The organism is Streptomyces sp. NPDC028308, assembly GCF_055565855.1.
Genome location: NZ_JBVHTO010000023.1, coordinates 18,748 through 41,411, shown reverse-complemented (window position 1 = coordinate 41,411; position 22,664 = coordinate 18,748). Strand labels below are relative to the sequence as shown.

The following is a 22,664-nucleotide window of genomic DNA, read 5'->3' as shown; positions in this document are numbered from 1 at the left end:
AGCCAAAGAGCTACGCAACATAGGTGGGTCTGAGCTAGGATCATGTCCATGCGGACAGACACGTTGGCGACAGCGACCGAAGTTGCTGCCGGAAGGAAACCCATGCGACGAGCCGTGATCTACGCGCGGCAGTCGGAAGCCCGGAAAGACAAGAGCGAAGGCAGCACGGTCACTCAGCTCAACGAAGCAACGGCCCTGATCGAAAAGGCCGAAGACCTGACGTTGACTGAGGTATACGAAGATATCGACTTCTCAGCCTTCACCGGTGAGGAGCGTCCCGCGTTTGAGCGCATGTTGAAGAACGCACGCGCGGGACACATTGACGTGATCGTGGTTTCCTACGTCAGCCGGCTTTCGCGAGAAGAGCCAAAAGACGCGCTGCCCGTGATCCTGGAATTGCAGCGTCTCGGCGTTCAGTTCATCAGTGTTTACGAAGGGGTCGTTACAGACGATCTAGTCGGGCTCGTCACGCTCCTTATGCGCCTGAATTCGGCGCACGAAGAGAGCAAGAACAAGAGCCTTGCCGTAAGCGGCACTAAGCGCACTCTCAAGGCAGCCGGCGGGTTTGTCGGTGGCGTTCCCCCGTTCGGTTTCCGCACGGAGCCGAAGCGCGAAGGGAAGCTTACGATCCGGGTTCTCATCCCGGAGCCTGCCGAAGTCAAAATCATTCGGGATGTGGTCAAGCGCATTCTTGACCACAAGGACGTTCCGTACGTTCCCGGAAAGCCTCACCCGGGCTCAATCACGGGTGTGTGCGCATGGCTCAACGAGACCGGAGTTCCTACGCGCGGAGTCGAATCCCACGCTAAGCGCGAGATTGCCGCCCCTTCGTGGAAGGTGACCACTCTCCGCCGTGTGCTCACTGATCCGCGTCTCATGGGGCACCAAACGGAACCCATGTACGAGACCGTTCCCAAGAAGGACGGCAAGGGGACATGGAAAAAGCGGATCGGGTACCGCAGCGTTCGGGACGAGCACGGACGGCCGAAGCTCTCACACGAGCCCCTGATTGACCCCGTTCAGTTCTACGAACTCCAAAAGTGCCTTGAGCTGCACAAGGACATGAGCGCGCCAAAGGGAACGTCCCTGACGCGCGGTGACTCCCTTCTTTCCGCGCTGGGGGTGCTCTTCTGCGAAGGGGCGCACACCATGTGCAAGCAAGCCGGAAAGACCGCTGCCATGACCACCTATACGTGTCAGCGCAAGAAGGGGGTCACGAGCACGCACGAAGGCACCGTTGCCGTACTCCGTGACCGGCTGGACGGATACGTTGCCGGACGGATCATGAAGCGACTCGTGGCGCTGGACTACGAAGACCCCGACGACGTTGCCCTTCTCGTGGAAGCCACACAGCGCTTCGCACGGACCCACAGCGCGCCGGACGTTGAGGCGGACAAGAGCGCCGTTGCGATCGAACGAGCCGACTACAAGGCCGCTCAAGAGGAGCTGTGGGACGACTTCGACGCGGGTGTCTACAAGGGCACCATGGGGCGCGAACGGTTCATCAACAAGCGCGACAGTCTTGAGGCTGCCATTGCCCGCTGTGACGAGCGCCTGAACGAGCTTGAGGCGAAGGTTCCGACGCTCGTGAGCGTGGACGTGTGGACAGCCACGGACGAGCCCGGAGGGGACCCGATCGGCAAGGGCTCATGGTGGTTCAAGGCTTCCATGACGGAGCGTCGAGACTTCGTGAAGCTCTTCGTGGACAAGGTCACCGTGGCGAAGGCTCCGAACTTCGGCACCGGGTACGAGCCCGTTCCGATTGAAGAGCGCGTCAAGATCGAATGGGCGAAGCCGGATGAGGAGGAGTCAGCGGCGTAGCCCCAGGACAGCGGGAAGGGGTCCGATCCTTCGGGGTCGGGCCTCTTTTTGTGCCTTCTGATCGTTAGTTAGCCTAACTAGTTATCATCCCGTGACACCCTCCTGCACGAGCCCCCGTGGGAATCCCCTTCCTGACCTGGGTTTATGCAGTAGTGCATTTTTGTACTTGATCTTGAACACCCTTAGAGAAGCTATAGAGAAACCGGAGGAGCTTGCAAACCTGCAAACGTGCACCACCCGCTGTCAGCCGGCGGACCACAGCAACCCCCCGCGCGGGAATCCCCTCCGCTCTAGGGAATCCCTTTAGCTCTAGTAAGGGTGAGCCGGAAGAGGTAACGCGCACCCTTCCACACCGAATACGGCGGTCAGAACCCACCGGCTCATGAGTACCTGAGTGCTCCCCGGTTTCTCCCCGGGTTGTAGCCCAGGGCTCCGGGTCAGTAGCTCAATTGGAAGAGCACCGGGCTCTTAACCCGGTGGTTGTAGGTTCAAGTCCTACCTGACCCACTCGCATTGATACCTACTCTCAAGAGTGGGTAGGGGGGTGCTTCCCATAGGGGGTGCCCGTAGAAGAGGGGGGTGGGTAGCCCATGCGTTCACGGTGTCTTGAGTGTCGAGAGTGGGCTACCCACAGTGGTAGGTGCGCACTGCACCACAGCCACTACACAGCGCGTAGGTCAGTGCAGTCACACGTGAAGAGGCGTGAGGCAATAGCGCGGGGCAACAACGCTGCGGCTCGTCTTCGTAAGGCAGTGCGTAAGGCCGTGGCTGGACAGTGCGCCATGTGCCTTCGTGTGTACCTGCCTTCTCAGGTGGACATTGACCACGTGCTTCCCCTTGCCAAGGGTGGCGAAGACATAGACACCAATGTTCAGGTGCTATGCAAGGCGTGCCACAAGACGAAGACGGCAATGGACTTCGGCAAGCGTCCCTTCTGACGGAGGGGAGAGCGGTCCGAAAGTTCAGCCCGTTACCTCTCAGCGATCCCGGCCCCAGCTCGCAAAACGCGCGCTAGGTGTAGGGCCGATTTTGGGCGGAGCGTGACAGCCGCTCACCTGGGGTGACCTACTGAATGCCCCACTTTGTACCCGCCCCGAAGGCACCCGTTAAGGGGGATGAAAGCTCCGTTAGGGGGTGCCATGAGCCACGCTAAGAGCCCTGAGCTACGCACCGGGAACGCCAACTACGCCGCTGAGGCTGAGGCACCGATTGTGTACGAAGGTCGTGCTCCCCGTGCTCCGGGTCACCTGGGGTCCACGGGTAAGGAAGTGTGGCGCGCTGTCTGGCAAGCCGGCTCCGGCGCGTACTCCCCCGACACTGACCGCAACCTGATTCTCCGGTATGCGGAGCTGTACGACCGACGCTCTCAGCTCATGGACGCTGTGGACGCTGACGGTCTCATGACGATTGGCAGCACGGGTCAGCCTGTTGTGCACCCGGCAATGCGGTACGTGGAAAGCACGGAGAAGGAACTTCGCGCTATCGAGACCGTCATTGGATTCACGCCCGAAGCCCGTATGCGGTTGGGGCTCGTGGCTGCCGAAGCCCGCAAGATTCAAGCGGGACCCGAAGACTTCTGAGGCGGTGACCGGTGGGCAAGATTGACCCGGTCATCAGTCGACACATTCCCGCTGACGCGCCGTTCCCCAGTGAGGGTTACCGCGTCACGAAGTGGATTGAAGAGTTCTGCTTTCTGACCGGCTCGTTCGCCGGCCAACGCTTCAAGCTCCTGCCGTGGCAGCGTGAACTACTCGTTGACGCATACCGGCTTGAGCAAGACGCGTTTGGTCAGTGGAAGCGCAAGCACAGAATGGCTGTCGTCTGCATTGCCCGTAAGAACGGGAAGAGCACGATTGCGGCAGCCATCATGCTTTACCACCTGATCGCGGATCGTGCAGACGCTCAGCGGCAGGTGATCGCTGCGGCGAATGACCGCAATCAGGCGCGAATGGTTTTCGACGCGGCGAAGCAAATGGTCAACGCGTCCCCGAAGCTCAGCGCCGTGTGCGACGTGCAGCGCGACATTATCCGGTACAAGGACAACACGTACCGGGTCGTGAGCGCGGACGCTGGACGGCAACAGGGATTGAACCCGGTTGCGGTCTCGTTGGATGAGTACGCGTTCAGCAAGAACGCCGACTTGTTCGACGCGCTCACGCTGGGGTCTGCCGCTCGTAACCAACCCATGACGTGGGTTGTGTCGACCGCCGGCCCTGATCCTGACGGACCGTTCGCCGCGCTGTGCGAGACCGGTGAGCGTGTGAACTCCGGTGAGGTCAACGACCCCACCTTGTTCTACCGCTCGTGGGGTCCCCGCATCGGTGACACCGTTGACCACCTTGACCCGGAAGTGTGGAAGGCGTGTAACCCGTCTTTCGAGATCCTGAATGAAGACGACTTCAAGGCAGCCGCTCAGCGGTCAACCGAAGCGTCGTTCAGGATCTACCGCTTGAGTCAGTTCGTCCGTGGCGCGTCCACGTGGCTGCCTCACGGGCTGTGGGACAGCCTTGCGGAGGATGACGACCTTCTACCCGGGCAAGCCGTTGTGTTGGGCTTCGATGGCTCATGGAAGGGTGACAGCACAGCGCTCGTTGCCTGCCGCGTTGAAGACCTTCGGGTGTTCGTCCTAGGCCACTGGGAAGCCCCCCAGGGTGACGCACATTGGCGCGTGCCCATGCCCGACGTGCGTGAGTCACTGCGTGAAGCACTGAACACGTACCGGGTCGTGAATCTCGTTGCCGACCCGTACCGCTGGGAAGAGACCCTTGAGAATCTTGAGGCTGAGGGTTACCCGGTAGAAGCCTTCCCGACGAACTCACTTGCCCGCATGGTGCCTGCCACTCAGGCCGTGTACGACGCGGCTCGTGACGGTCGGATGAGCCACGACGGTAACCCGTCCCTTGCCCGGCACATCGGTAACGCCGTGATCCGTGAAGACGCACGTGGTGCGCGAATCACGAAAGAGCACGCGTCCAGCCGGCGAAAGATTGACCTTGCCGTTGCCATGATCCTTGCCGTTCACGGCGCTGTGATGTGGCGCGAAGACAACGGGGCTTTCGTCAATACGGCGATTCTCACGACCTGGGAAGACGACAGCGGCACTCACGTGATCGGCGGAGAAGCCGGGATGTTTGACGACTAGCCCACTCTCAAGAGTAGGCAGGAAGGGGGAACCGGTGGGCTTCTGGTCAGACCTGATCCGCCCGAAGGAGACCCCGACTGAATCGCGGGAATGGGTGCCTTACGACCCCACCATGTACGGCAGCCTTACCGCTGCTTCCGGTGAGCGGGTGACCGCATCTGACGCGCTGCAAGTGAGCGCGGTCTTCGGCTGTGTCCGCCTTCTGTCGGAGACGATTGCCACGCTCCCCGTTGCCACGTACACGAAGCGTGGTGGGGCTCAGCGCGCGATCACGTCCCCTGATTGGCTGGACTATCCGAACGCGGAGCCGGGGGGCATGGGGCGGATTGACATTCTGTCTCAGACCGTTCTCAGTCTCCTGCTTGACGGGAACGCGTACCTTGCCGTTCGTTGGCAGGGTCCGAACATCGTTGGTCTTGACGTGCTTGACCCCACGTCCATCGTGCCGCACATGGTCATGGTGGACGGTCAGCGTCGCAAGGTGTTTGAGGCGTTCGACGTTGACGACGACGGTAACGAAGTCGCTCTTGGGTGGTTCACGCCCCGGGACATTCTCCATATCCCAGGGATGATGCTGCCGGGTGAGTTCGCCGGCTGTAGCCCCATCACGTACGCGCGTGAGTCCATCGGTCTTGCTCTCGCTGCACAGAAGTACGGTTCAAAGTTCTTCGCGAACGGGGCTGTCCCGGGGGCTGTGGTTGAAGTCCCGGGCACCATGTCTGAGGACGGTTTGAAGCGCGCGCGTGAAGCGTGGCGCACAGCCAACACGGGCGTTGACAATGCTCACCGGGTTGCTCTTCTCACCGAAGGTGCGAAGTTCAGCAAGGTTGCCATGTCGCCGGACGAAGCACAGTTCTTGCAGACGCGACAGTTTCAGGTTCCTGAGATTGCGCGCATATTCGGCGTTCCGCCTCACCTGATCAGCGACGCTACGAACTCCACTTCGTGGGGCTCCGGTCTCGCTGAACAGAACATCGCATTCAGCATGTTCTCTCTGCGCCCGTGGCTTGAGCGCATTGAGGCAGGGTTCACGCGTCTGCTGTACGCGGAGACTGCCGACCGCTTCCGGTTCGTCAAGTTCGACCTTGACGAGATCAAGCGTGGTGCTCCGAAGGAACGTATGGAGCTGTACTCACTCGGCTTGCAGAACGGCATTTACAGCATTGACGAAGTCCGCGCTTCGGAGGATCTTCCCCCGCTGCCTGACGGGTTGGGCGAGAGCTACCGCGTGCCCATGAACCTTGCCGAAGTTGGCGTTGAGCCTGAGCCGAAGCCTGAGCCCGTTCAGCCCCCTGCCATTGAGCCACCGGCCGAAGACGCGCCGGACGAAGAGAAGCCGACCGAAGAGCCGGCTGACGAAGGGGGTACGGATGACTGACCTTGAGCGTAGGTTCGCGGTCAGCCCACCGGAAGAGCGCAAGGCGGACAACGGCAACATCGTGATGCGCGGTTATGCCTACCGCTTCAACGAGCTGTCACACGACCTGGGCGGGTTCCGAGAGCGGATCGTTCCCGGTGCTGGGGCTCCGTCGCTGCGGCAGAACGACGTGATTGCCACGTTCAACCACAACGTCAATGCCCTTCTTGGGCGGACGGGTGCGGGGACGCTCCGGGTCGGTGAAGACCGTGAGGGCGGGTTCTACGAAGTTGACTTGCCCGACACCACGACCGGCCGTGACGTTGCCGCTCTTCTCAAGCGCGGTGACCTTCGCGGTAGCTCCTTCACCTTCCGTGTGCTGGACGGTGGGCAGCGTCGGGCAGACGACGACGACCCTGAGACCGGTCTTCCTGTTCGGGAGATCACGGCCATGGACGTTGCCGAAGTCGGACCGGTCGTCAACCCGGCTTACCCGACCACTCAGGCAGCGCTTCGCTCAGTCGAACAGGCGCTAGGTATTGGGGACTTCGCTCCCCCTCCGCCCGAACCCGAAGAGCGAAACGACCCACCGGCTTCCGAAACATCGGAGCCGGTTTCTTATTTCAACGAGCGCGCGCTTCTCCGTGCGCTCAGTAAGGATGGTGTCTGAGCATGGACGCTAAGACCCTGAGCGCCAACTTTGAGGCGCGTGAGCGTGCGACCCACGAGCTTCGTTCCCTGACCGACGAGTTCGCCGGCAAGGACATGACCGCTGAGGCACGCGAGAAGGAGACGAACCTTCTCACTGCCATTGCCGACTTTGACGGCCGGATCAAGCGTGGCGTTGACGCTCTCGCTGCGACTGAGAACGTCACTTCGCTCATGCAGGGGCTCAAGGGCTCCGGCAGCAAGCGTGAGACTCAGGACAAGCTTGCGGACGCTTCGGCTCAGCTCCGGTCCCTGGGTGGCGCTGACGGCTTCGGCAAGATGCTTGAGTTCCGCGCTGAGCACGGTGACGTTGAGTCCCGCGCTGTGGACCGTCCCGGCAACCCGAACGTCCTGAGCCGGACCCTTTACGGTCAGCTCCTTGCTCAGGCCGTTGAGCGTTCCACGATCATGCGCAACGGTGCGAGCATCGTGACCACGTCCAGCGGTGAGCCGATTGACTTCACTGTTGTCACCGGTCGCGCTTCCGCGTCCATCGTTGGCGAGAACGGGAACATTCCTGAGAGTGCGCCGAGCACCATTCAGGTTTCCGTGGGCGCTTACAAGTACGCGTACGCGTCCACCGTGTCCAGTGAGTTCATTGCCGATCAGGCGCTTGACCTTGTCGGCTTCCTTGTCGGTGACGCGGGTCCGGCCATTGGTGACGGCATGGGTCGGCACTTCCTGACCGGTACCGGTACGGGTCAGCCGAAGGGCATTTTCACTTCTGCCCCCGCTGCCACTGCCGGGTTCACTCTGGCTTCTGCGGACGGTGAGGTTGCCGACGCGCTCATTGACCTGAGCTACGAGCTGACTCAGTCCTACCGCCGTGACGCGAAGTACGTTGTGGCCGACAAGACTGCCGCGCTCATGCGGAAGCTCAAGGACGCGAACGGTCAGTACCTGTGGGCTTCCGGTCTCGTGGCCGGCGCTCCGGACACCTTCAACGGCAAGCCGGTCCTGACTGACGACGGTGTCCCGGAGACGAAGGTTCTGTTCGGTGACCTGAGCAAGTACCGCGTCCGTCTCGCCGGTCCGCTCCGCGTTGAGCGCTCCGTTGATTACAAGTTCCTGAACGATCAGGTCGTGTACCGGTTCATTCAGCGCGCTGACGGTCTGCTTGTTGACGAGCGGTCCGCGAAGGTTCTGACCATCGGTGCGGGTGCCTAATCCCGCTTGAAGGGAAGGGGAGTTGCCCACTCTCAAGAGTAGGTTGCTCCCCTTCCCCGTGAGGGGATCACATGGCATACGCCGACATTGCTGAGCTTCGCGCGCTGGACGGCATGGAAGATACCGGCCTGTTCAGTGACTCGCTTCTGTCCGAAGCAATCGACTTCGCGGTTGAAACCGTTGAGGTCTACTGCGGGCAGAAGTGGGACACGGTGGACAACCCGACTCCGGAAATTATCCGGTGGTGCGTGCGCACGATTGCGCGTCAGTACGTCCTTGACACCGTGTCCCGTATCCCTGACCGCGCGCTACAGCTTCAATCCGAATTCGGCAGCATTCAGCTTGCGCAAGCCGGGGGCTCGTTCCGTCCGACTTCACTGCCGGAAGTGAACGCGAAGTTGAACCTTTACCGCGCGCGACTGCCGTTCATTTTCATGTAGGGGGACAGCGTGGCGTTCATGTTTGACACGAAGTCCGCGCTGTTTGACCGGCTCAAGGCTTCGGTTCCGGCCGGAGTCCAGTGCACCTATGCCGAGACCGGTGACAACTCCCGGCGGCAACAGGTGTGGCTAGGCGCGACGACTGACGACGACCTTGCCTCAGCCGGCATGAGAGAAGGCCGGAAGCCCACGAACATCACGGGCTACGTGGAAGTTCACGCGGTAGTGATCTCCCCGGGCAACCCGGTGGACGCTGAGCGTGGCGTGTATGTGCTGCGGGACAGCATCACTGACGCGTGCGCCACGGTGGACAGAACGGCCGTCACGGGGCTCGTGGACCTTCGGCCGGAGTCAGCCTCAGTCGAGACTTCCGAGACGACTGACGGAGCGTTCAGCGCTCTTACGGTCCGCGTCCGCGTTCGTGGTCGCGTCTATCAGTAGAAGGGGGCGCAAGCATGGCGCTTGACGCAAGCATTGGCATTGGGCAGGAGTCCACTTACGGGACGCTGTCCGACACCGTTGAGGGTTACGAAGGCCACGCCGACTCGTGGAAGACGACCCGTGAGTTCATTGAGTCTGTCGGCTTCCGTGCCGGTATGCAGACCAACCGCGCTGACCGCCGGAACATCGTCAACATGGGCGGTGAAGGTGAGATTGAGATTGACGTTCTGGACGCTGGGGCGGGTTCTCTCTTCGCTGCCGCGTTCGACAAGTCCACCGTGACGAGCAACGGGGACGGTACGCGGACATGGGTGTTTGAGACTTCGGCTGACATGCAGTCGCCTTCGTTCTCGGCTCAGATGGTTCGCCCCACCGTGGACGGAACGAAGGTTGCGTATAAGCACCTGGGCTGTGTCGCAACTGAGTGGTCACTGACCGCTGAGACCGAAGAGGCTTCTGTTCTCACGGTCGGCTTTGACTTCCGGGACGTGACCCACTCCAAGCTTCCGGGTGACATTGTCGCGCCCGTGTATCCCGCTGAGGCGTACGCGTACGACTGGACGCGCACGAGTGTTGCCCTGACCCGGGACGGCAGCGCGGTACCGCTCATGGCTACGAAGCTTGAGCTGTCCGGTGACCGTGGCCTGAACGTGGACCGGCGCTTTCTGCGGGGGAACTCCCTCAAGGAGAAGCCTGTTCGCAACGCCATGCCCACGTACGAAGGCAGCCTTGAGGGTGAGTTCTCGGTTGACTCGCTGGGGCTGTACGAAGCCTTCCTTGCGGGTGAGCTGTGCGGGCTCACGGTCAACATGACCGGGCTTGCCCCGAACACTTCGCTCAAGGTGGAAGCGCCGGCCGTTCAGTTCACCGGGGAGTCCCCGGAAGCGTCCGTTGACGAGCTGACCGTTCACAACCTGCCGTTCCGAATCCTTGACCCGGGCAACTCCACTGCCGCAATCAAGGTCACGTACACGGAGCCGGAGCCGGCCACGCCGTAAGGAGTCAGCTCGTGTCCCGTAGCAACTTCACAGTCCAAGTTGACGGTCTCCGTCAGTTTCAGCGGAACGTGCGACAGCTACGGGACAAGGAGCTGAACAAGACGATCCGGGGAGCGAACAAGAAGGCCGGTGAACTTGTCCTTCCCGCTGCTGTGCGTGAGTCCCCGGACGGTCACCGGGACGCTAAGTCGTCCAAGAAGTACCGTCCGGGGAAACTCGACAAGTCCGTTAAGGTCGTCGCTTCTCAGAAGTCGGTGGCCATTAAAGCGGGCTCAGCGTCCCGTGTTCCCTACGCTGCCGCAATTCACTTCGGTTATCGGAAGCGCAATATCCGCCCGAACCGATTCCTTTACCGCGCTATGGCTCGTAAGTCTCAGGCCGTAAGCGCGACGTACGAGCGCCTGATATCTCAGATCGTTCGCGATTACTTGGAGAGTTGATATGCCCGCTCAGAAGCCGAAGCCCGTTGCTGACGACGTTCTGTCTCTCAAGATGGACAGCCTTACCGTTGGCGAGATTTGCGAGATCGAAGAGATCATTGACGGTCCGCTTGACGGTATGGCGAAGGCCGGAACCAAGAAGGGCAAGCTCATCCTTGCCATGGCGTACGTCGTCAAGAAGCGCACGAACCCGGACTTCACCCTTGAGGACGCGAAGAACCTTCGCATTGAGTTCAAGGGCAAGGCGAAGCCGGACCCTACCGTTCCCAACGCGTAGTTGTGTGCGCGCGTCTCGTTGGCCACTTCAAGGGGCTTACGTGGCGTGACGTGCAGTCCCTTGAGCTGAGGGATTTTCGCGCGTTGGTAGATCAGATGAACGACGACCTTGAGGCGCAAGAGCGCGAGTACAACAAGTCTTCGCGCGGGGGACGTGGCCGGTCAGCCGGCGGCAATGGGGAGCGTCGTACTCCCGTCATGACGTAGGGGGTGCGCTGTGGCTGATCCCATCAAGATCACACTCATTGGCGACGCGGAAGAGCTGTCTCAGACGCTTGACGAAGCCGGGCAGGAAGTCAGCAAGTTCGGGGAGGTAGCTTCCGGGCTTGCTCTTGCTGCGGGTGGTGCGATTGCCGCCGGTATCGGCATGGGCATTGCTGAGGCGTTGGAACAGGGTGCGAACAACGACCTTCTTGCCGCTCAGTTGGGCGCGACACCCGCTGAGGCTAAGAAGCTGGGTGAGGCTGCCGGAGCCGTGTACTCGTCCGGTTACGGGGAATCCGTGGCCGACGCGAACGAAGCGCTCAAGAATCTTTGGCAGCAAGGTCTAGTTCCTGCCGGGGCTACCGCTGACGAAATGGCGAACATTTCCAAGCAAGCCATGGATGTTGCGTCGGTCCTGGGTGACGAAGTCGGACCCACGTCTAACGCGGTCGGGCAGATGCTCAAGACCGGTTTGGCGAAGAACGCCACTGAGGCTTTCGACATTCTGACGAAGGGTGCCCAGGAAGGCGCGAACAAGTCGGAAGACCTCTTGGACACGTTCAACGAGTACGGCGTTCAGTTCAAGGGGCTAGGGCTTGACGGCAAGACTGCCATGGGGCTTCTGTCTCAGGGGCTCAAGGGTGGCGCTCGTGACGCTGACCTTGTGGCAGACAGCCTCAAGGAGTTCGGCCTTATCGTCCGCGCGGGTGGCGACGACGTAAACGCGACGTACGCGAAGATTGGTCTGTCCGGCAAGGACATGACGAAGGCCATTGCGGAGGGTGGTCCGGCTGCCGCTAAGGCGCTTGATCAGACGCTTGACGGGCTCCGTAACGTCAAGGACCCTGCCGAACGCTCCGCTCTCGCGGTGAAGCTTTTTGGCACTCAGGCCGAAGACATGCAAGACGCACTTTTCGCGCTTGACCCTTCGAAGGCCGTTGACGACCTGGGCAAGGTTGACGGTGCTGCCAAGAAGGCCGGCGACACCATGCACGACAACGCGGCAACGAAGCTCAAGGCGTTCAGTCGTGGGCTACAGCAAGACCTTGTTGACTTCCTGGGCGGAACGGTCATCCCGGCGGTATCGGCATTTGCCGACAAGCTCAGTTGGGTCGGCACGGCCATTACAACAACCGCGTCTTTCATCTCTCAGCACAGCACGACCTTCGGGATTATCGCCGGAGTGATCACGACCCTGATTCTTCCCGCGCTGATCGCATGGGGCGTACAGCAAGTCATCACAGCGGCAGCGGTGGTTACCGGGTGGGTCACAACGGCAACCGCGTCGGTCACGTCCGCAGCAACTCAGGTGGCAGCGTCGTGGTCAACGATCGGGGGATGGATTGCAGCGGCAGCACGAGCCGTTATAGCGGGTGCCGTGATCGTCGGTCAGTGGGTTCTCATGGGGGCTCAGGCGCTTCTACAGGCTGCCCGCATGGCTGCCGCATGGCTGATCGCTATGGGTCCCATTGGCCTGATCATTGCTGCGATCGTCGCTCTTGCGCTGATCATCTGGCAGAACTGGGACACGATCAAGCAATGGACGCTTGACGCGTTTCAGTGGGTTTGGGATTGGGTCAAGAAAATCTTCGGATGGCTCAAGGATCTCTTCCTGAACTTCACGGGACCGGGCTTGATTATCAAGCATTGGGACAAGATCGTTGGCGCGACGAAGACCGCGTTCACGACCGTCAAGAACTTCGCAAAGAACGCGCTTGACGCTGTGGTGAATTTCGTGACTTCGCTCCCCGGTCGAATCCTGAGCGCGGGCAAGTCCATCCTGAACGCGGGCAAGTCCATCGGTGGTTACGTCATTGACGGAATCAAGAACGGACTCAGCAAGCTGGGCGGGTTCGCGTCTTCGCTCGCTTCCGCTGTCGGTCGCGCTGCAAAGGGTGCGATCAACGGAGTGATTGACCTTCTCAACTGGGCAATCCCGAACAAGCTGGGTTGGGGCAAGCTCAGCATTGATCTGCCGGACAGCCCCATTCCGAAGATTCGCGCCATGGGTGGCCCGGCTTCCGGCATGGTCCGTGTCGGTGAGCGTGGACCCGAAGAGGTTTACCTTCCGAACGGTTCCCGCGTCGTCCCGAACCACAGCCTTTCCAGCGGCAGCGGAGTCACGGTCAACGTGCAGACCAACGCGGACCCGTACGCGATTGGACGTGAAGTCGCATGGGCACTGCGCACGTCGCCGGCATAGGCAAGCCCACTCTCAAGAGTAGGCATAAGAGGGGGATGGAATGGCGGAGCTGAACGACTGGACGTGTGAATACAACGGGCTCGTCATGGGGGAACCCGACTCCGCCGTTTCCATCGTTGCCGTTGACGGGTTGCTGACGCTGCCGGAGATCCGGTCATCTGACTTGACTCTTGTGCAGCGTCACGGCTTGTACGCGGGTGACGACTACATGAACGGCCGAACGGTGACCGTGACCCTTGAGGTCTACGGCAGCACTCGTGAGGAGTTCACTCAGGCGCTCGTGAATCTGCAAGCAGCGTTCATGCCCGGGGACATTGAGAAGCCACTTCGCTTCCGGTTCCCGGGCGTGGCTGCCGATCAGACCGGGTACGTCATGGCGCGTCCACGGAAGCGGAGCGCGCCCCTTGATCTGAACTTCGCAAACATGGTGTGCAACGTCGTCGTTGAGCTGTACGCCACGAGCCCGTACGTGTATGGCGACGCGCCCCGGGAAACGGTGGTTCGGTCGTACGAGCGGGAAGCGGACATGTCCGGGCTCACCTTCCCTGCCGCTGTGCCGTGGCTCGTGAAGGGTTCGGGTGAAGCGCCGGCTGACCCCATTACGTGGCTGACTCAGTTCGGGTCGGTAGCGGCTCGTCCCCAGGTCGTCATTACCGCTGGGGCTTCTCCCACGTTGTGGGACGACTCCACTGGACAGTTCTTCTCTGTCGATTGGGACGGAGACATTGTCATTGACAGCGCCGGAATGACCGTGACGACGACGCAAGGCGACGACATTACGGGGCTCGTGAAGGTGGGTTCTGTGTGGCCGGAGTACGGTCCCGGGCTTCACCGACTGAGGCTGACGAGCCGTGACGAATTCACGTCCGCACGAGCGGTCATTACTTGGGTAGATAGGTGGGTTTAGCATGGCGGGTTTTGCATGGTTTCAGGAAGGCGTTACGTACGGCGGTAACGACCTTGCCAACTTCAACAGCCTGAGCGTGCCGCGTCTCGGCATGACCCACCTGTTCGCGTCCACTTCTGAGTTCCTTCTGAACAGTGATCAGACTGCCCGCACGGTGAGCGTCGGTGCCGGTAACGCACTGATCGGGCTCACTGCGGGTGGTGCAACCTGGGCATGGTCCCCGGGCGCGACCGTGGCTGTCCCGACCGCTTCAAGCGTGAACCCGCGTAGGGACTTGATCGTTGCCCGGCTCACCACGCTTGCCGCTGACGGTACGAACGGCGTGGCTATTGAGATCATCCCGGGCACTCCGGCGGCAACTCCGGTGGCTCCGACTCGTCCCGACAACGCGGTTGCCCTGGGTTGGATTGACGTTCCGAAGTCCATGACCACGTTCACGCTGACCGTGACGCGCTATCAGGGTCAGTACCGGGATCAGGCAGCGTTGGCCGGCCGTTACGCAATCGCTGTCGATTGGGCCGGACAGCTTCCTACCGCGTCCACGGTGAGCGTCGGTGCTCTCGTGTATGACGTGGGCACTAATCAGCGGTGGATTCGGAAGAGTGACGGTACGTGGTTCACGGCGGACCCGGGTCCGTGGAAGTCGTGCGCCATTCAGAACGTACAGGCGAACGACGGAACGAACATCACGGTTACCGGCACGCTGTATCTCCGTGAGTCGTCCAACGGTTGGGAACTGAGCGGACAGCTCAACTTCTCCCCCAGCAAGGACATTGACAAGCTCGTTGTTCCGGCGCTCATGCCTGCCGGTGTCACTCGTCCGACACAGAACACGTACGGCTCAACGGGTCAGTCCTACGGCACTACGAACGGCGGAGTCGGACGTATCGCGCTCATGGCGAACGGCGGTATTGAGTTCGGCGCGGACACGTCGGTTTCCGCTGTGTACATCAACGAGTCGTTCAGTAAGAGCCCGTGGAACACGGCCTGATCGTACCTACTCTCAAGAGTGGGCTAGGGGGACATGATGAGCGCTGCCCGCTATGAAGTCTTGCAGACCGTTGCGAAGACGGGTGAAGTCGTCGCGTCGCTTCCGGTGACCGGGATTCAGTACGGCGAGACGCTGAACTCAGCGGGTAGCGCGTCCATCGGTATGCCCCTCAAGGCTGCCGACCCGGACACGTTGGAACCCGGGAAGAGCGCACTCGTGGTGACGCGGGACGACGAGCCCGTATGGGGCGGAATGCTGTGGTCAGCTACGGCAGACCTTGACGCCGGCACTCTCGCGCTGAACGCGTCGGGTTGGCACTCGTACTACTCCGCTTGCTACCTGGGCGGAGCAACCTTGCAGAACCTTCCCAGCGGCGGGATACGCCTCAAGTGGGCGGGATACAAGGCCAACAAGGATCAGGCGCTTCTCTTGAGCGACTGGATTGAGCGCGCGAACGATGATGGGGGAATCGGAACGGACACGTCCCGGCTCACCACGACCGGCCGGATTCGTTCCCGTGAATGGGGCTTCTCGGAGTTCAAGAACATCGCTGAGGCGATCAACGAGCTTGCCGACGAAGACGGGGGCTTTGACTTCCGGTACGAGACCTATTGGCGCGACAACGGCACGGTCGGCAACCGGATTCTCAAGAACGGAAGGCTCCAAAACGTAATCCCTTCCGCTCTAGTACATAGAGAGAACTGCAACGTCACTCAGGTTGGGTACGACGGTAGCAAGTTGGCCACACGAGCCTTCGCGTTCGGTGCCGACATGGGTACGGGCGTGAAGCCTTACGCCAACGTGAGCAACGACTTTGACGGACCGACGCTCACTCAGGTTGCTACCTACTCCGACTTGAAGGCTACCGCTGACCTAATTCCGAAGGCTGCCGCCATTGGCGCTGTGGGCCGGCAGGTGATCGGCATTCCGACGCTGACCCTGTACCCGGGCGTGTTTGATCCGTCGTCGTTCCTGCCCGGTGCGGTCGGCACTGTTCAGGTGGACAGCGGGTATGTCCGCTTGCTTGAAGAGTTCGTTCTGACTGAGCGACGGGTTGACGTTGACGTGAACGGCACGGAGACCGTTTCCCTTTCCCTTGCTAGTAAGGACGTGTTTACAAGTGGCGATCCAAGCTAATGCGCTGCCCCCGTCGCTCGTTACGGAGCTACAGGAAATGCAGCGACGCATTACGGCGCTTGAGCGGAAGCCGAAGTTGGGCAGCGTGAACGAGCGCCTTCCGTTCGGTTCGTTTCAGTCGCCTTCCCTTGAGGGCACTCAGGGTGCGGAGTTCACTCACGCGCTGGGGGTTATCAACTCAACGGGGCTCAATCAGCCGGTGCTTCTGTTGCTGATCCCGTTTCACCTTCCGCAGAACGGTACGGGTACGGCTCCGCTGGACGTATCCGTAACCGTGTGGCTCCGGGACATGATTACGAACGGGAAGACGAAGGAATTCACGCTTGACAAGACTTCCGACTTCGCTTCCCCGAACAACGGCTTTACGCGGAATCTCGTGTTCTCGTGGCGACACCCTCAGCCGATCGGCTTTGACGACGGTCAGAATTGGAAGGGCTTCGCCATTGAGTACCGCGTGAACAAGCGCGTGACGGTCGGCAGCGACTCACTGACGGTCGGCATGGGCAATCCAATGCTCATCACGGGTGTGCCGGACGGTACGTACGAAGAAGAGGCGGACGACGGTAACCCGCGCATTGACGGTCACCTGACTCCCACGGACGGGGGACCGGTCGAATGGTGAGCGACGTTAGCGGAGCGGCTGAGATCGTCGGGGGTGCCGCACTCTTTCTCATGCTCGTGTACCGGCAGGTGAAGACCGGTGCCCGGGATGCATGGCGCGACGAAGCCGAAGCACAGACAGCACGAGCCGACCGGTTGACCGAAGAGGTCAGCAAGCTCGTGGTGGAAGTCCGCGCACTGCGGGACGAGAACGCTGGACTCCGTCACGAAGTGGCTGAACTCCGCGCCGAGAACCGTGAGCTTCGGACGCACATTGACACGCTGCTGAACAGGGGGACAGATGACACTTCCGATTGAGACCTATCCGCTGCCCCCTAGCATCGCAACCGTCAAGGTGCGCGGTCAGTACCGGGGACCGGACGGCAGGGGACTACAGGGAACGGTTACCTTCACGGGTCCGGGTCTCCTGACGTTCCCTGACGCTGATCTCTTCATTGCCGGTCCGGTGGTCGCGCGCCTTGACGAGTTCGGCGCGTTCACGGTCACCCTTCCCGCTACGGACAACGAAGGCATGAACCCTTCGGATTGGTCGTACACGGTGAAGGAGAACCTGACCGGAGTCACCGGAGCCCGCACCTTCGCTCTCCTTCTCCCGAAGGACACGGCGGAGATTGACCTTGCGGACGTTGCGCCGGCTGACCCCACGACCCCGACTTACGTTCCCGTTCCCGGTCCCCAGGGTGCGAAGGGTGACACGGGCGCTGCGGGTTCCCAGGTGTACACGGGCAGCGCTGCACCGACTTCCGCGTTGGGTGTGGACGGTGACGTTTACACGCAGTACACGGCTTCAACGACGTTGGGCGTGACGAGTACGACGGTCACCATGTGGGCGCGTGCTGCGGGCTCGTGGTCCCAGGTTGGCAGCGGCGTTCGTGGCGCACAGTGGTACGTGAACAACACGGGCACGCCTTCCACGGGTGTCCCGCTGGGTGACATGCTCTTCCGGTCCGACTCCGGCGACGTGTACCAACGTGACGCGGCCGGCTGGACGCTCAAGGGCAATATCAAGGGACCGACCGGAGCCACGGGCGCAACGGGTGCGGCAGGTGCTAACGGTGCCCAGGGTGCCCCCGGAGTCATTCAGTCGGTCAACGGCAAGAGCGCTGCGAGCGTCACGCTGAACGCTGCGGACGTGAGCGCTGTACCGACTTCGGAGAAGGGTGCAGTCAACGGCGTTGCGACGCTGGGCAGTGACGGCAAGGTTCCTTCCGCTCAGCTTCCGGCCACGTCCAACGCGGTCACGAGCGTCAACACGAAGACCGGTGCGGTTGTCCTGACTTCCGCTGACGTGAGCGCGGTACCGACGACCGACAAGGGGGCAGCGAACGGCGTTGCAACGCTGGACGCAAGTACGAAGATTCCCAGCGCTCAGATTCCGTCGCTGACGAGCACATACGTTGCTGTGTCAACTCGTGGTGCTGCAAGCGGAGTTGCCACGCTGGACGCAACGACACGGCTGCCGATCGCTCAGGTTCCTGCCGCTGTCCCTAAGAACTCGTGGACTCCGCAAGCGTTGGGCTTTCAGGCGTGGTCTTGTGACCCGGGCGGAGTGGCGAACCCGGGCGCGAAGTACCTGAGCCCTCAGCGGCTGTACCTGACCGGCTTCAACATCACGGAGCCGACGACGGTAACGAACGTGGTCATGTTCGCTCGTGGCTACGGTGGCGTTGGTACCAACCGCTACATGGCAGGCATTTACAGGGAGGACGGAACGCGCGTTGTCGCGTCCGCCAACATTGCCTTGACCATGGCCGGTCAGGAAGCCGGAGTTCTGCCCGGCATGGCTACGAACCACATTGGCGCTGTGCCCATTCCGATTACGAGCACCACCTTGCAGCCCGGTCGGTATTGGGTGGCGTGGCTCATGACGACCGGCGGAACGGCTGACTTCTCGTTCTACCACGTGCAGAACGAAGCGCCCGTGTCTACCGCGAACTTCTTTATGACGACCACACCGTTCGCGCGTGCGTGGTATTTGGCCGCTCAGTCCACGCTTCCGACGACCGTGAGTCAGACGAACGCGGCTGCACTTGCCGACCACGACATTCCGATTGTGGCGCTTGCCTAACCGCACGCGCCGAATTCGTGAGCCCCTGCCCTGGGAATGGGCGGGGGCTCTTTTCATGGAAGGAAGAGGCTCTTGACGACTGCCGTTGACAAGGTTCTGTCGATAGCGAAGGCCGAAGAGGGATACCGAGAAGGTTTCTCGAACGGCCACTACAACAACAAGAACAAGTTCAGCCCCGAAGTCCCGGGACTTGAGTGGTCCAACTATCAGCCGTGGTGCGCGACTTTCGTGAGCTGGGTTGCGCTCAAGGCCGGCGTGGCTGATCTGTACCCGCGTACCGCGTCGTGTGCAACCGCTGTGTCGTGGTTCAAGAATCAGGGGCGATTCTCGGAGTACCCGGCGGTTGGTGCTCAGATCTTCTTTGGCTCCGGCGGTGGTTCGCACACGGGCATTGTGTACGCCTATGACGCGGACTACGCGTACACCATTGAGGGCAACACGAACGACTCCGGCTCCGCTGAGGGGAACGGCGTGTACCTCAAGAAGCGTGCGCGTCGGGATGCGTACCTGTACGGGTACGGATACCCGAAGTTCGCTGAGGGGATCAAGTCGGCTGACCCCAGGTTTGCGGGTGAAGCTCCGAAGCCGACCGTTCCGGCGAAGCCTTCCACTCCGGCGAAGCCCAAGTACGAGCCCTTCCCGGGTGTGGCGTGGTTCAAGAAGAACCCGAAGAGCCCGATCGTCACGGCCATGGGCAAGCGTCTCGTGGCTGAGGGTTGCTCCGCGTACAAGGACGGTCCGGGTCCCCAGTGGACTGACGCGGACAAGGCTTCGTACGCGAAGTGGCAGCGGAAGAACGGTTACACGGGTGCCGACGCTGACGGTTGGCCCGGTAAGAGCACGTGGGACAAGCTCCGCGTGCCGAACGTCTAGGAGGTAGACGCATGGGTGAGCACAGTAAGGCCGGCGCAGTGTCGGCAGTGGGCGCGGTCTTCGCATGGGTCGGCAAGCACAAGGTGAAGATCCTTGCCTTCGCTGCGGGTGCCGTTGCTGCGGTCACTGCGGTCAAGCCTGACTTCCCGGGTGCCGCTGTCCTGGGGGCTCTTCACGTTCTCTTGGGCGTGTAGGGAATCCCCTTCGCTCTCCTTCCGGTGAGACACACTCCGCCGGAAGGGGAACGATGCGGTACAAGCACGTTGGGTTGATCGGCAAGGCCCGGAGCGGCAAGGACAGCGTGGCTAAGCGGCTCGTGCAGGGTCGTGCGTACACGCGCATTGGCTTTGCTGATCCGCTTAAGGCCATGGCGCTACAGACGAACCCGCTCGTTCAGACGAGCCCGGGTGTTGTGGTCCGGCTTGCTGCCCTGATCAACGATGTTGGTTGGGAGTACGCGAAGGACACGTACCCGGAAGTTCGCCGGCTGTTGCAGTCCATCGGTGAGACGGTACGGCTGCATGACGAAGAGTTCTGGATTCGCCTTGCGCTGCGGAAGGTGGACGCTGCCGACTCGTGGAACCTGCCGGTCGTCATCACGGACGTGCGGTACGAGAACGAAGCTATGGCGCTGCGGCAACGTGGCTTCGTGCTCGTCCGGGTCACGCGCCCGGGTGCCGGAGCTGGGGAGAACGCGGGACACAAGAGTGAAACAGAGCTTGACTACGTGAACCCTGATCTGACGATCGGCAACACGGGCACGCTGGACGATCTAAACAAGATCGTTGACAGCTTGCTTCTCCCCCGGAGCTGACGAGACAGCCCCTCACTGACTGACCTTCGGGTTGGTCGGTGGGGGGCTTTTTCGTGTCCCCGTGTTGCATGTGCCTACTCTTAAGAGTAGTCTCTTCCTTGTCAGAACAACACGGAGGGGGCAGCAATGATCAAGCGCGCGAAGGACGTAACGTACGGGGACGTGATCGTGACTCCGGCACCGGGGCTCATGGTCGCGAAGTGCATTGCGTCGGACATGTACGCCATGACGACCGTGATCAAGAACGGTGACGAGCGCTTCACCTTCGGGGCATACGACGAAGTTGAGACGCTGGACTAGCACACACGGTAAAGCTTTGGTAACACGGTCAGCCTACTCTCAAGAGTAGGTTGGCCGTTCCGATAGAGTGACAGCGCAAGCGAGACAGGGGCACAGCATGACCGCCGTAACCGCACCGACCGGGTACCGCACCTTCTACCTGGGCAAGGGTAAGGTCGTTCACACGGCTCAGGACAGCGACACGGTCACGCTGTGCAAGAAGCCGATCACGACTGTCAAGCTTGCCCACACGCCTTATGTCTCGTGCACTCAGTGCGCGAAGGTTGCGCTTAAGATGATCACTGACGCTCAGTCAGACGACGTGAAGGAAGACACCATGCCCGCGAAGAACGCCAACCCGTCCGACGCAACCAACACTGACGTTGACGGTCTGATCAGCGACATTCACGCGACCGTGGATCAGATCAAGGAACTCGTCCCGGGCTCCGAAGGCGTGACCGGTGCCGCTGACGCTCTCAAGGCTGAGGCGGAAGAGAAGATTCGTCAGCTTCCGACCAACAAGCGGACCGCTCTCCGCAAGGCCGTTGCCGAAGCCCACAAGACTGCCACGACGAAGCCTGAGCCGGCGGACGAGCCCGCTCCTGCCCCCGCGTCCACTGCCATCGTTCGGCAGGCTGAGAACCCGCTTGAGATTGAGGGCATTCCGGATCTCGTCAAGCAGTCCATTAAGGCGTTCAAGGACGGTGTCAAGTACGGGCTCAAGCTCTCCGAAGTCGGTGAGACCGTGGCGCGCACCATGCTTGAGATGCGCCTTCGCATGACCCACACGGCTTCCGGTCTGCCGGACCTGATGAGCATCGAAAAGAAGACGAAGAACAGTGCCGGTCTCGTGTACGACGGTGCTCGTGAGGGTGTCGCGAAGGATGACACGAAGACCAACGACGCACACGACGCGTTGCAGAAGGCCACTCAGAACAAGATGGCTGACATTCTCGTTGGGTGGCTCCGTGACTTCGACTCGTCCCCGAACCCGGACGAAGCCCTTGAGACCGCGCGCCTGTACTTCCCGGACGCGGCAACCATGGTGGAAGAGGCGCGGCAGGCGAAGGAATCCGGCGCCGAGGTTTCGGACGCTGACCTGAGCCTGACCGAAGCGATTTACGCCGTGTACGCCGACGCGAAGATTGAGCTTCCGCGCTATGGCCGTACGGAGATTCAGCGCTTCAACTACCGCGTGAAGCAACTCGACACGGCGCGCGGTGAGCTTGACGCGGCTCGTGACGCACTGGACGAAGACGGTCTTTCCGACGACGACAAGGCGAAGCTGACCGCGAAGGTCAAGGAGCTTGAGGAGAAGACGAAGGGGATCACGGACGAGCTTCCCGCTGAGTGGACGGAGAAGGCCGCGCCGGAGAAGACCCCGAAGCAGCGTGCGACGGAGAAGGTTGCCCGCGCTACGAAGCTGACGGAGAGCGTCACGAAGGCTGTGCGCCGGCTTGAGGGTGCGGAGCGTCAGGAAGTCAGCACGTCGCTCGTCTCCCTGGGGCGGACGCTGATCACGGACGTTACGAAGGACACGAGCAAGCTCAGCGACGACGAGAAGGCGGATCTCAAGTCTCAGCTTGAATCGCTCGTGACCGTCCTTGCGGGTGAGGCTGCCAAGTTGTAACCGTCCGACCACAGACCGTGAGCCCCGGGCTCTTCCACAGCGGAAGGGTTCGGGGCTTCGTTGTGCAGTAGTGCAGATTTGTAGGTATCCCAGGAACAACCATAGAGATCCAATAGAGAGACACAGCGGCAATGCAAACGTGCACTT

General features: G+C 61.3%; 23 protein-coding genes and 1 tRNA gene. All 24 read left to right on the top strand.

Going from position 1 to position 22,664, the window contains the following annotated elements:
• Window positions 1-48 precede the first annotated feature (48 nt).
• The 24 genes from ACZ4VA_RS38145 (at window position 49) to ACZ4VA_RS38030 (ending at window position 22,517) form a co-directional block, all read left to right on the top strand.
• Entirely contained in the window at window positions 49-1,821 is a 1,773-nt protein-coding gene (locus tag ACZ4VA_RS38145; RefSeq protein ID WP_468084552.1) for a recombinase family protein, read from the top strand.
• Between the two features lie 434 nt (window positions 1,822-2,255).
• Window positions 2,256-2,328 (top strand) — tRNA-Lys (locus ACZ4VA_RS38140).
• 83 nt (window positions 2,329-2,411) lie between these two features.
• On the top strand, window positions 2,412-2,759 hold the full coding sequence (locus tag ACZ4VA_RS38135; protein ID WP_468084550.1) for an HNH endonuclease: 348 nt from the start codon (window positions 2,412-2,414) through the stop codon (window positions 2,757-2,759).
• A 273-nt stretch (window positions 2,760-3,032) separates the two neighbouring features.
• Window positions 3,033-3,401 carry a phage terminase small subunit P27 family gene (locus ACZ4VA_RS38130; RefSeq protein WP_403031518.1) on the top strand — a complete coding sequence of 123 codons (369 nt, stop codon included), beginning with the start codon at window positions 3,033-3,035 and terminating at the stop codon, window positions 3,399-3,401.
• Window positions 3,402-3,412: 11 nt separating this feature from the next.
• Entirely contained in the window at window positions 3,413-4,963 is a 1,551-nt protein-coding gene (locus ACZ4VA_RS38125; protein WP_468084548.1) for a terminase large subunit domain-containing protein, read from the top strand.
• Between the two features lie 34 nt (window positions 4,964-4,997).
• Window positions 4,998-6,341, top strand: a complete 1,344-nt coding sequence (locus ACZ4VA_RS38120; protein WP_468084546.1) for a phage portal protein — start codon at window positions 4,998-5,000, stop codon at window positions 6,339-6,341.
• Complete coding sequence (locus ACZ4VA_RS38115) at window positions 6,334-6,990, top strand: HK97 family phage prohead protease (RefSeq protein WP_468084544.1); 657 nt, start codon at window positions 6,334-6,336, stop codon at window positions 6,988-6,990. Before ACZ4VA_RS38120 ends, ACZ4VA_RS38115 begins: the two co-directional genes overlap by 8 nt.
• Before the next feature lie 2 nt (window positions 6,991-6,992).
• Window positions 6,993-8,195: a phage major capsid protein gene (locus tag ACZ4VA_RS38110; RefSeq protein ID WP_468084542.1), complete on the top strand. Its 1,203-nt coding sequence runs from the start codon at window positions 6,993-6,995 to the stop codon at window positions 8,193-8,195.
• Between the two features lie 71 nt (window positions 8,196-8,266).
• The gene (locus ACZ4VA_RS38105) at window positions 8,267-8,635 is read left to right on the top strand and encodes a hypothetical protein (RefSeq protein ID WP_468084540.1); all 369 of its coding nucleotides are present in this window, start codon (window positions 8,267-8,269) and stop codon (window positions 8,633-8,635) included.
• Window positions 8,636-8,653: 18 nt separating this feature from the next.
• A complete protein-coding gene (locus tag ACZ4VA_RS38100; RefSeq protein WP_468084539.1) occupies window positions 8,654-9,076 on the top strand; it encodes a hypothetical protein in 423 nt (140 codons plus the stop codon).
• Window positions 9,077-9,090: 14 nt separating this feature from the next.
• Window positions 9,091-10,074, top strand: a complete 984-nt coding sequence (locus tag ACZ4VA_RS38095; RefSeq protein ID WP_468084537.1) for a phage tail tube protein — start codon at window positions 9,091-9,093, stop codon at window positions 10,072-10,074.
• 441 nt (window positions 10,075-10,515) lie between these two features.
• Entirely contained in the window at window positions 10,516-10,791 is a 276-nt protein-coding gene (locus ACZ4VA_RS38090) for a hypothetical protein (protein ID WP_468084535.1), read from the top strand.
• Between the two features lie 216 nt (window positions 10,792-11,007).
• Window positions 11,008-13,197 carry a phage tail tape measure protein gene (locus tag ACZ4VA_RS38085; RefSeq protein ID WP_468084533.1) on the top strand — a complete coding sequence of 730 codons (2,190 nt, stop codon included), beginning with the start codon at window positions 11,008-11,010 and terminating at the stop codon, window positions 13,195-13,197.
• A gap of 40 nt (window positions 13,198-13,237) precedes the next feature.
• The gene (locus tag ACZ4VA_RS38080) at window positions 13,238-14,104 is read left to right on the top strand and encodes a phage tail family protein (RefSeq protein ID WP_468084531.1); all 867 of its coding nucleotides are present in this window, start codon (window positions 13,238-13,240) and stop codon (window positions 14,102-14,104) included.
• Window position 14,105: 1 nt separating this feature from the next.
• Window positions 14,106-15,095 carry a hypothetical protein gene (locus ACZ4VA_RS38075; protein WP_468084529.1) on the top strand — a complete coding sequence of 330 codons (990 nt, stop codon included), beginning with the start codon at window positions 14,106-14,108 and terminating at the stop codon, window positions 15,093-15,095.
• A gap of 36 nt (window positions 15,096-15,131) precedes the next feature.
• Entirely contained in the window at window positions 15,132-16,232 is a 1,101-nt protein-coding gene (locus ACZ4VA_RS38070; RefSeq protein ID WP_468084527.1) for a hypothetical protein, read from the top strand.
• Window positions 16,216-16,854 carry a hypothetical protein gene (locus tag ACZ4VA_RS38065; RefSeq protein WP_468084525.1) on the top strand — a complete coding sequence of 213 codons (639 nt, stop codon included), beginning with the start codon at window positions 16,216-16,218 and terminating at the stop codon, window positions 16,852-16,854. The genes ACZ4VA_RS38070 and ACZ4VA_RS38065 overlap by 17 nt, the downstream gene beginning before the upstream one ends.
• Window positions 16,848-17,150 (top strand): hypothetical protein, encoded by a 303-nt coding sequence (locus tag ACZ4VA_RS38060; RefSeq protein ID WP_468084523.1) that lies wholly within the window; start codon window positions 16,848-16,850, stop codon window positions 17,148-17,150. Before ACZ4VA_RS38065 ends, ACZ4VA_RS38060 begins: the two co-directional genes overlap by 7 nt.
• A complete protein-coding gene (locus ACZ4VA_RS38055; RefSeq protein WP_468084521.1) occupies window positions 17,134-18,921 on the top strand; it encodes a hypothetical protein in 1,788 nt (595 codons plus the stop codon). Before ACZ4VA_RS38060 ends, ACZ4VA_RS38055 begins: the two co-directional genes overlap by 17 nt.
• Window positions 18,922-18,993: 72 nt before the next feature.
• Entirely contained in the window at window positions 18,994-19,794 is an 801-nt protein-coding gene (locus ACZ4VA_RS38050; protein WP_468084519.1) for a peptidoglycan-binding protein, read from the top strand.
• 11 nt (window positions 19,795-19,805) lie between these two features.
• On the top strand, window positions 19,806-19,988 hold the full coding sequence (locus ACZ4VA_RS38045) for a hypothetical protein (RefSeq protein ID WP_468084517.1): 183 nt from the start codon (window positions 19,806-19,808) through the stop codon (window positions 19,986-19,988).
• Between the two features lie 53 nt (window positions 19,989-20,041).
• Complete coding sequence (locus tag ACZ4VA_RS38040) at window positions 20,042-20,608, top strand: deoxynucleotide monophosphate kinase family protein (protein WP_468084515.1); 567 nt, start codon at window positions 20,042-20,044, stop codon at window positions 20,606-20,608.
• A gap of 162 nt (window positions 20,609-20,770) precedes the next feature.
• Complete coding sequence (locus ACZ4VA_RS38035) at window positions 20,771-20,908, top strand: hypothetical protein (RefSeq protein WP_468084513.1); 138 nt, start codon at window positions 20,771-20,773, stop codon at window positions 20,906-20,908.
• 97 nt (window positions 20,909-21,005) lie between these two features.
• Window positions 21,006-22,517, top strand: a complete 1,512-nt coding sequence (locus ACZ4VA_RS38030; protein WP_468084512.1) for a hypothetical protein — start codon at window positions 21,006-21,008, stop codon at window positions 22,515-22,517.
• Window positions 22,518-22,664 lie beyond the last annotated feature (147 nt).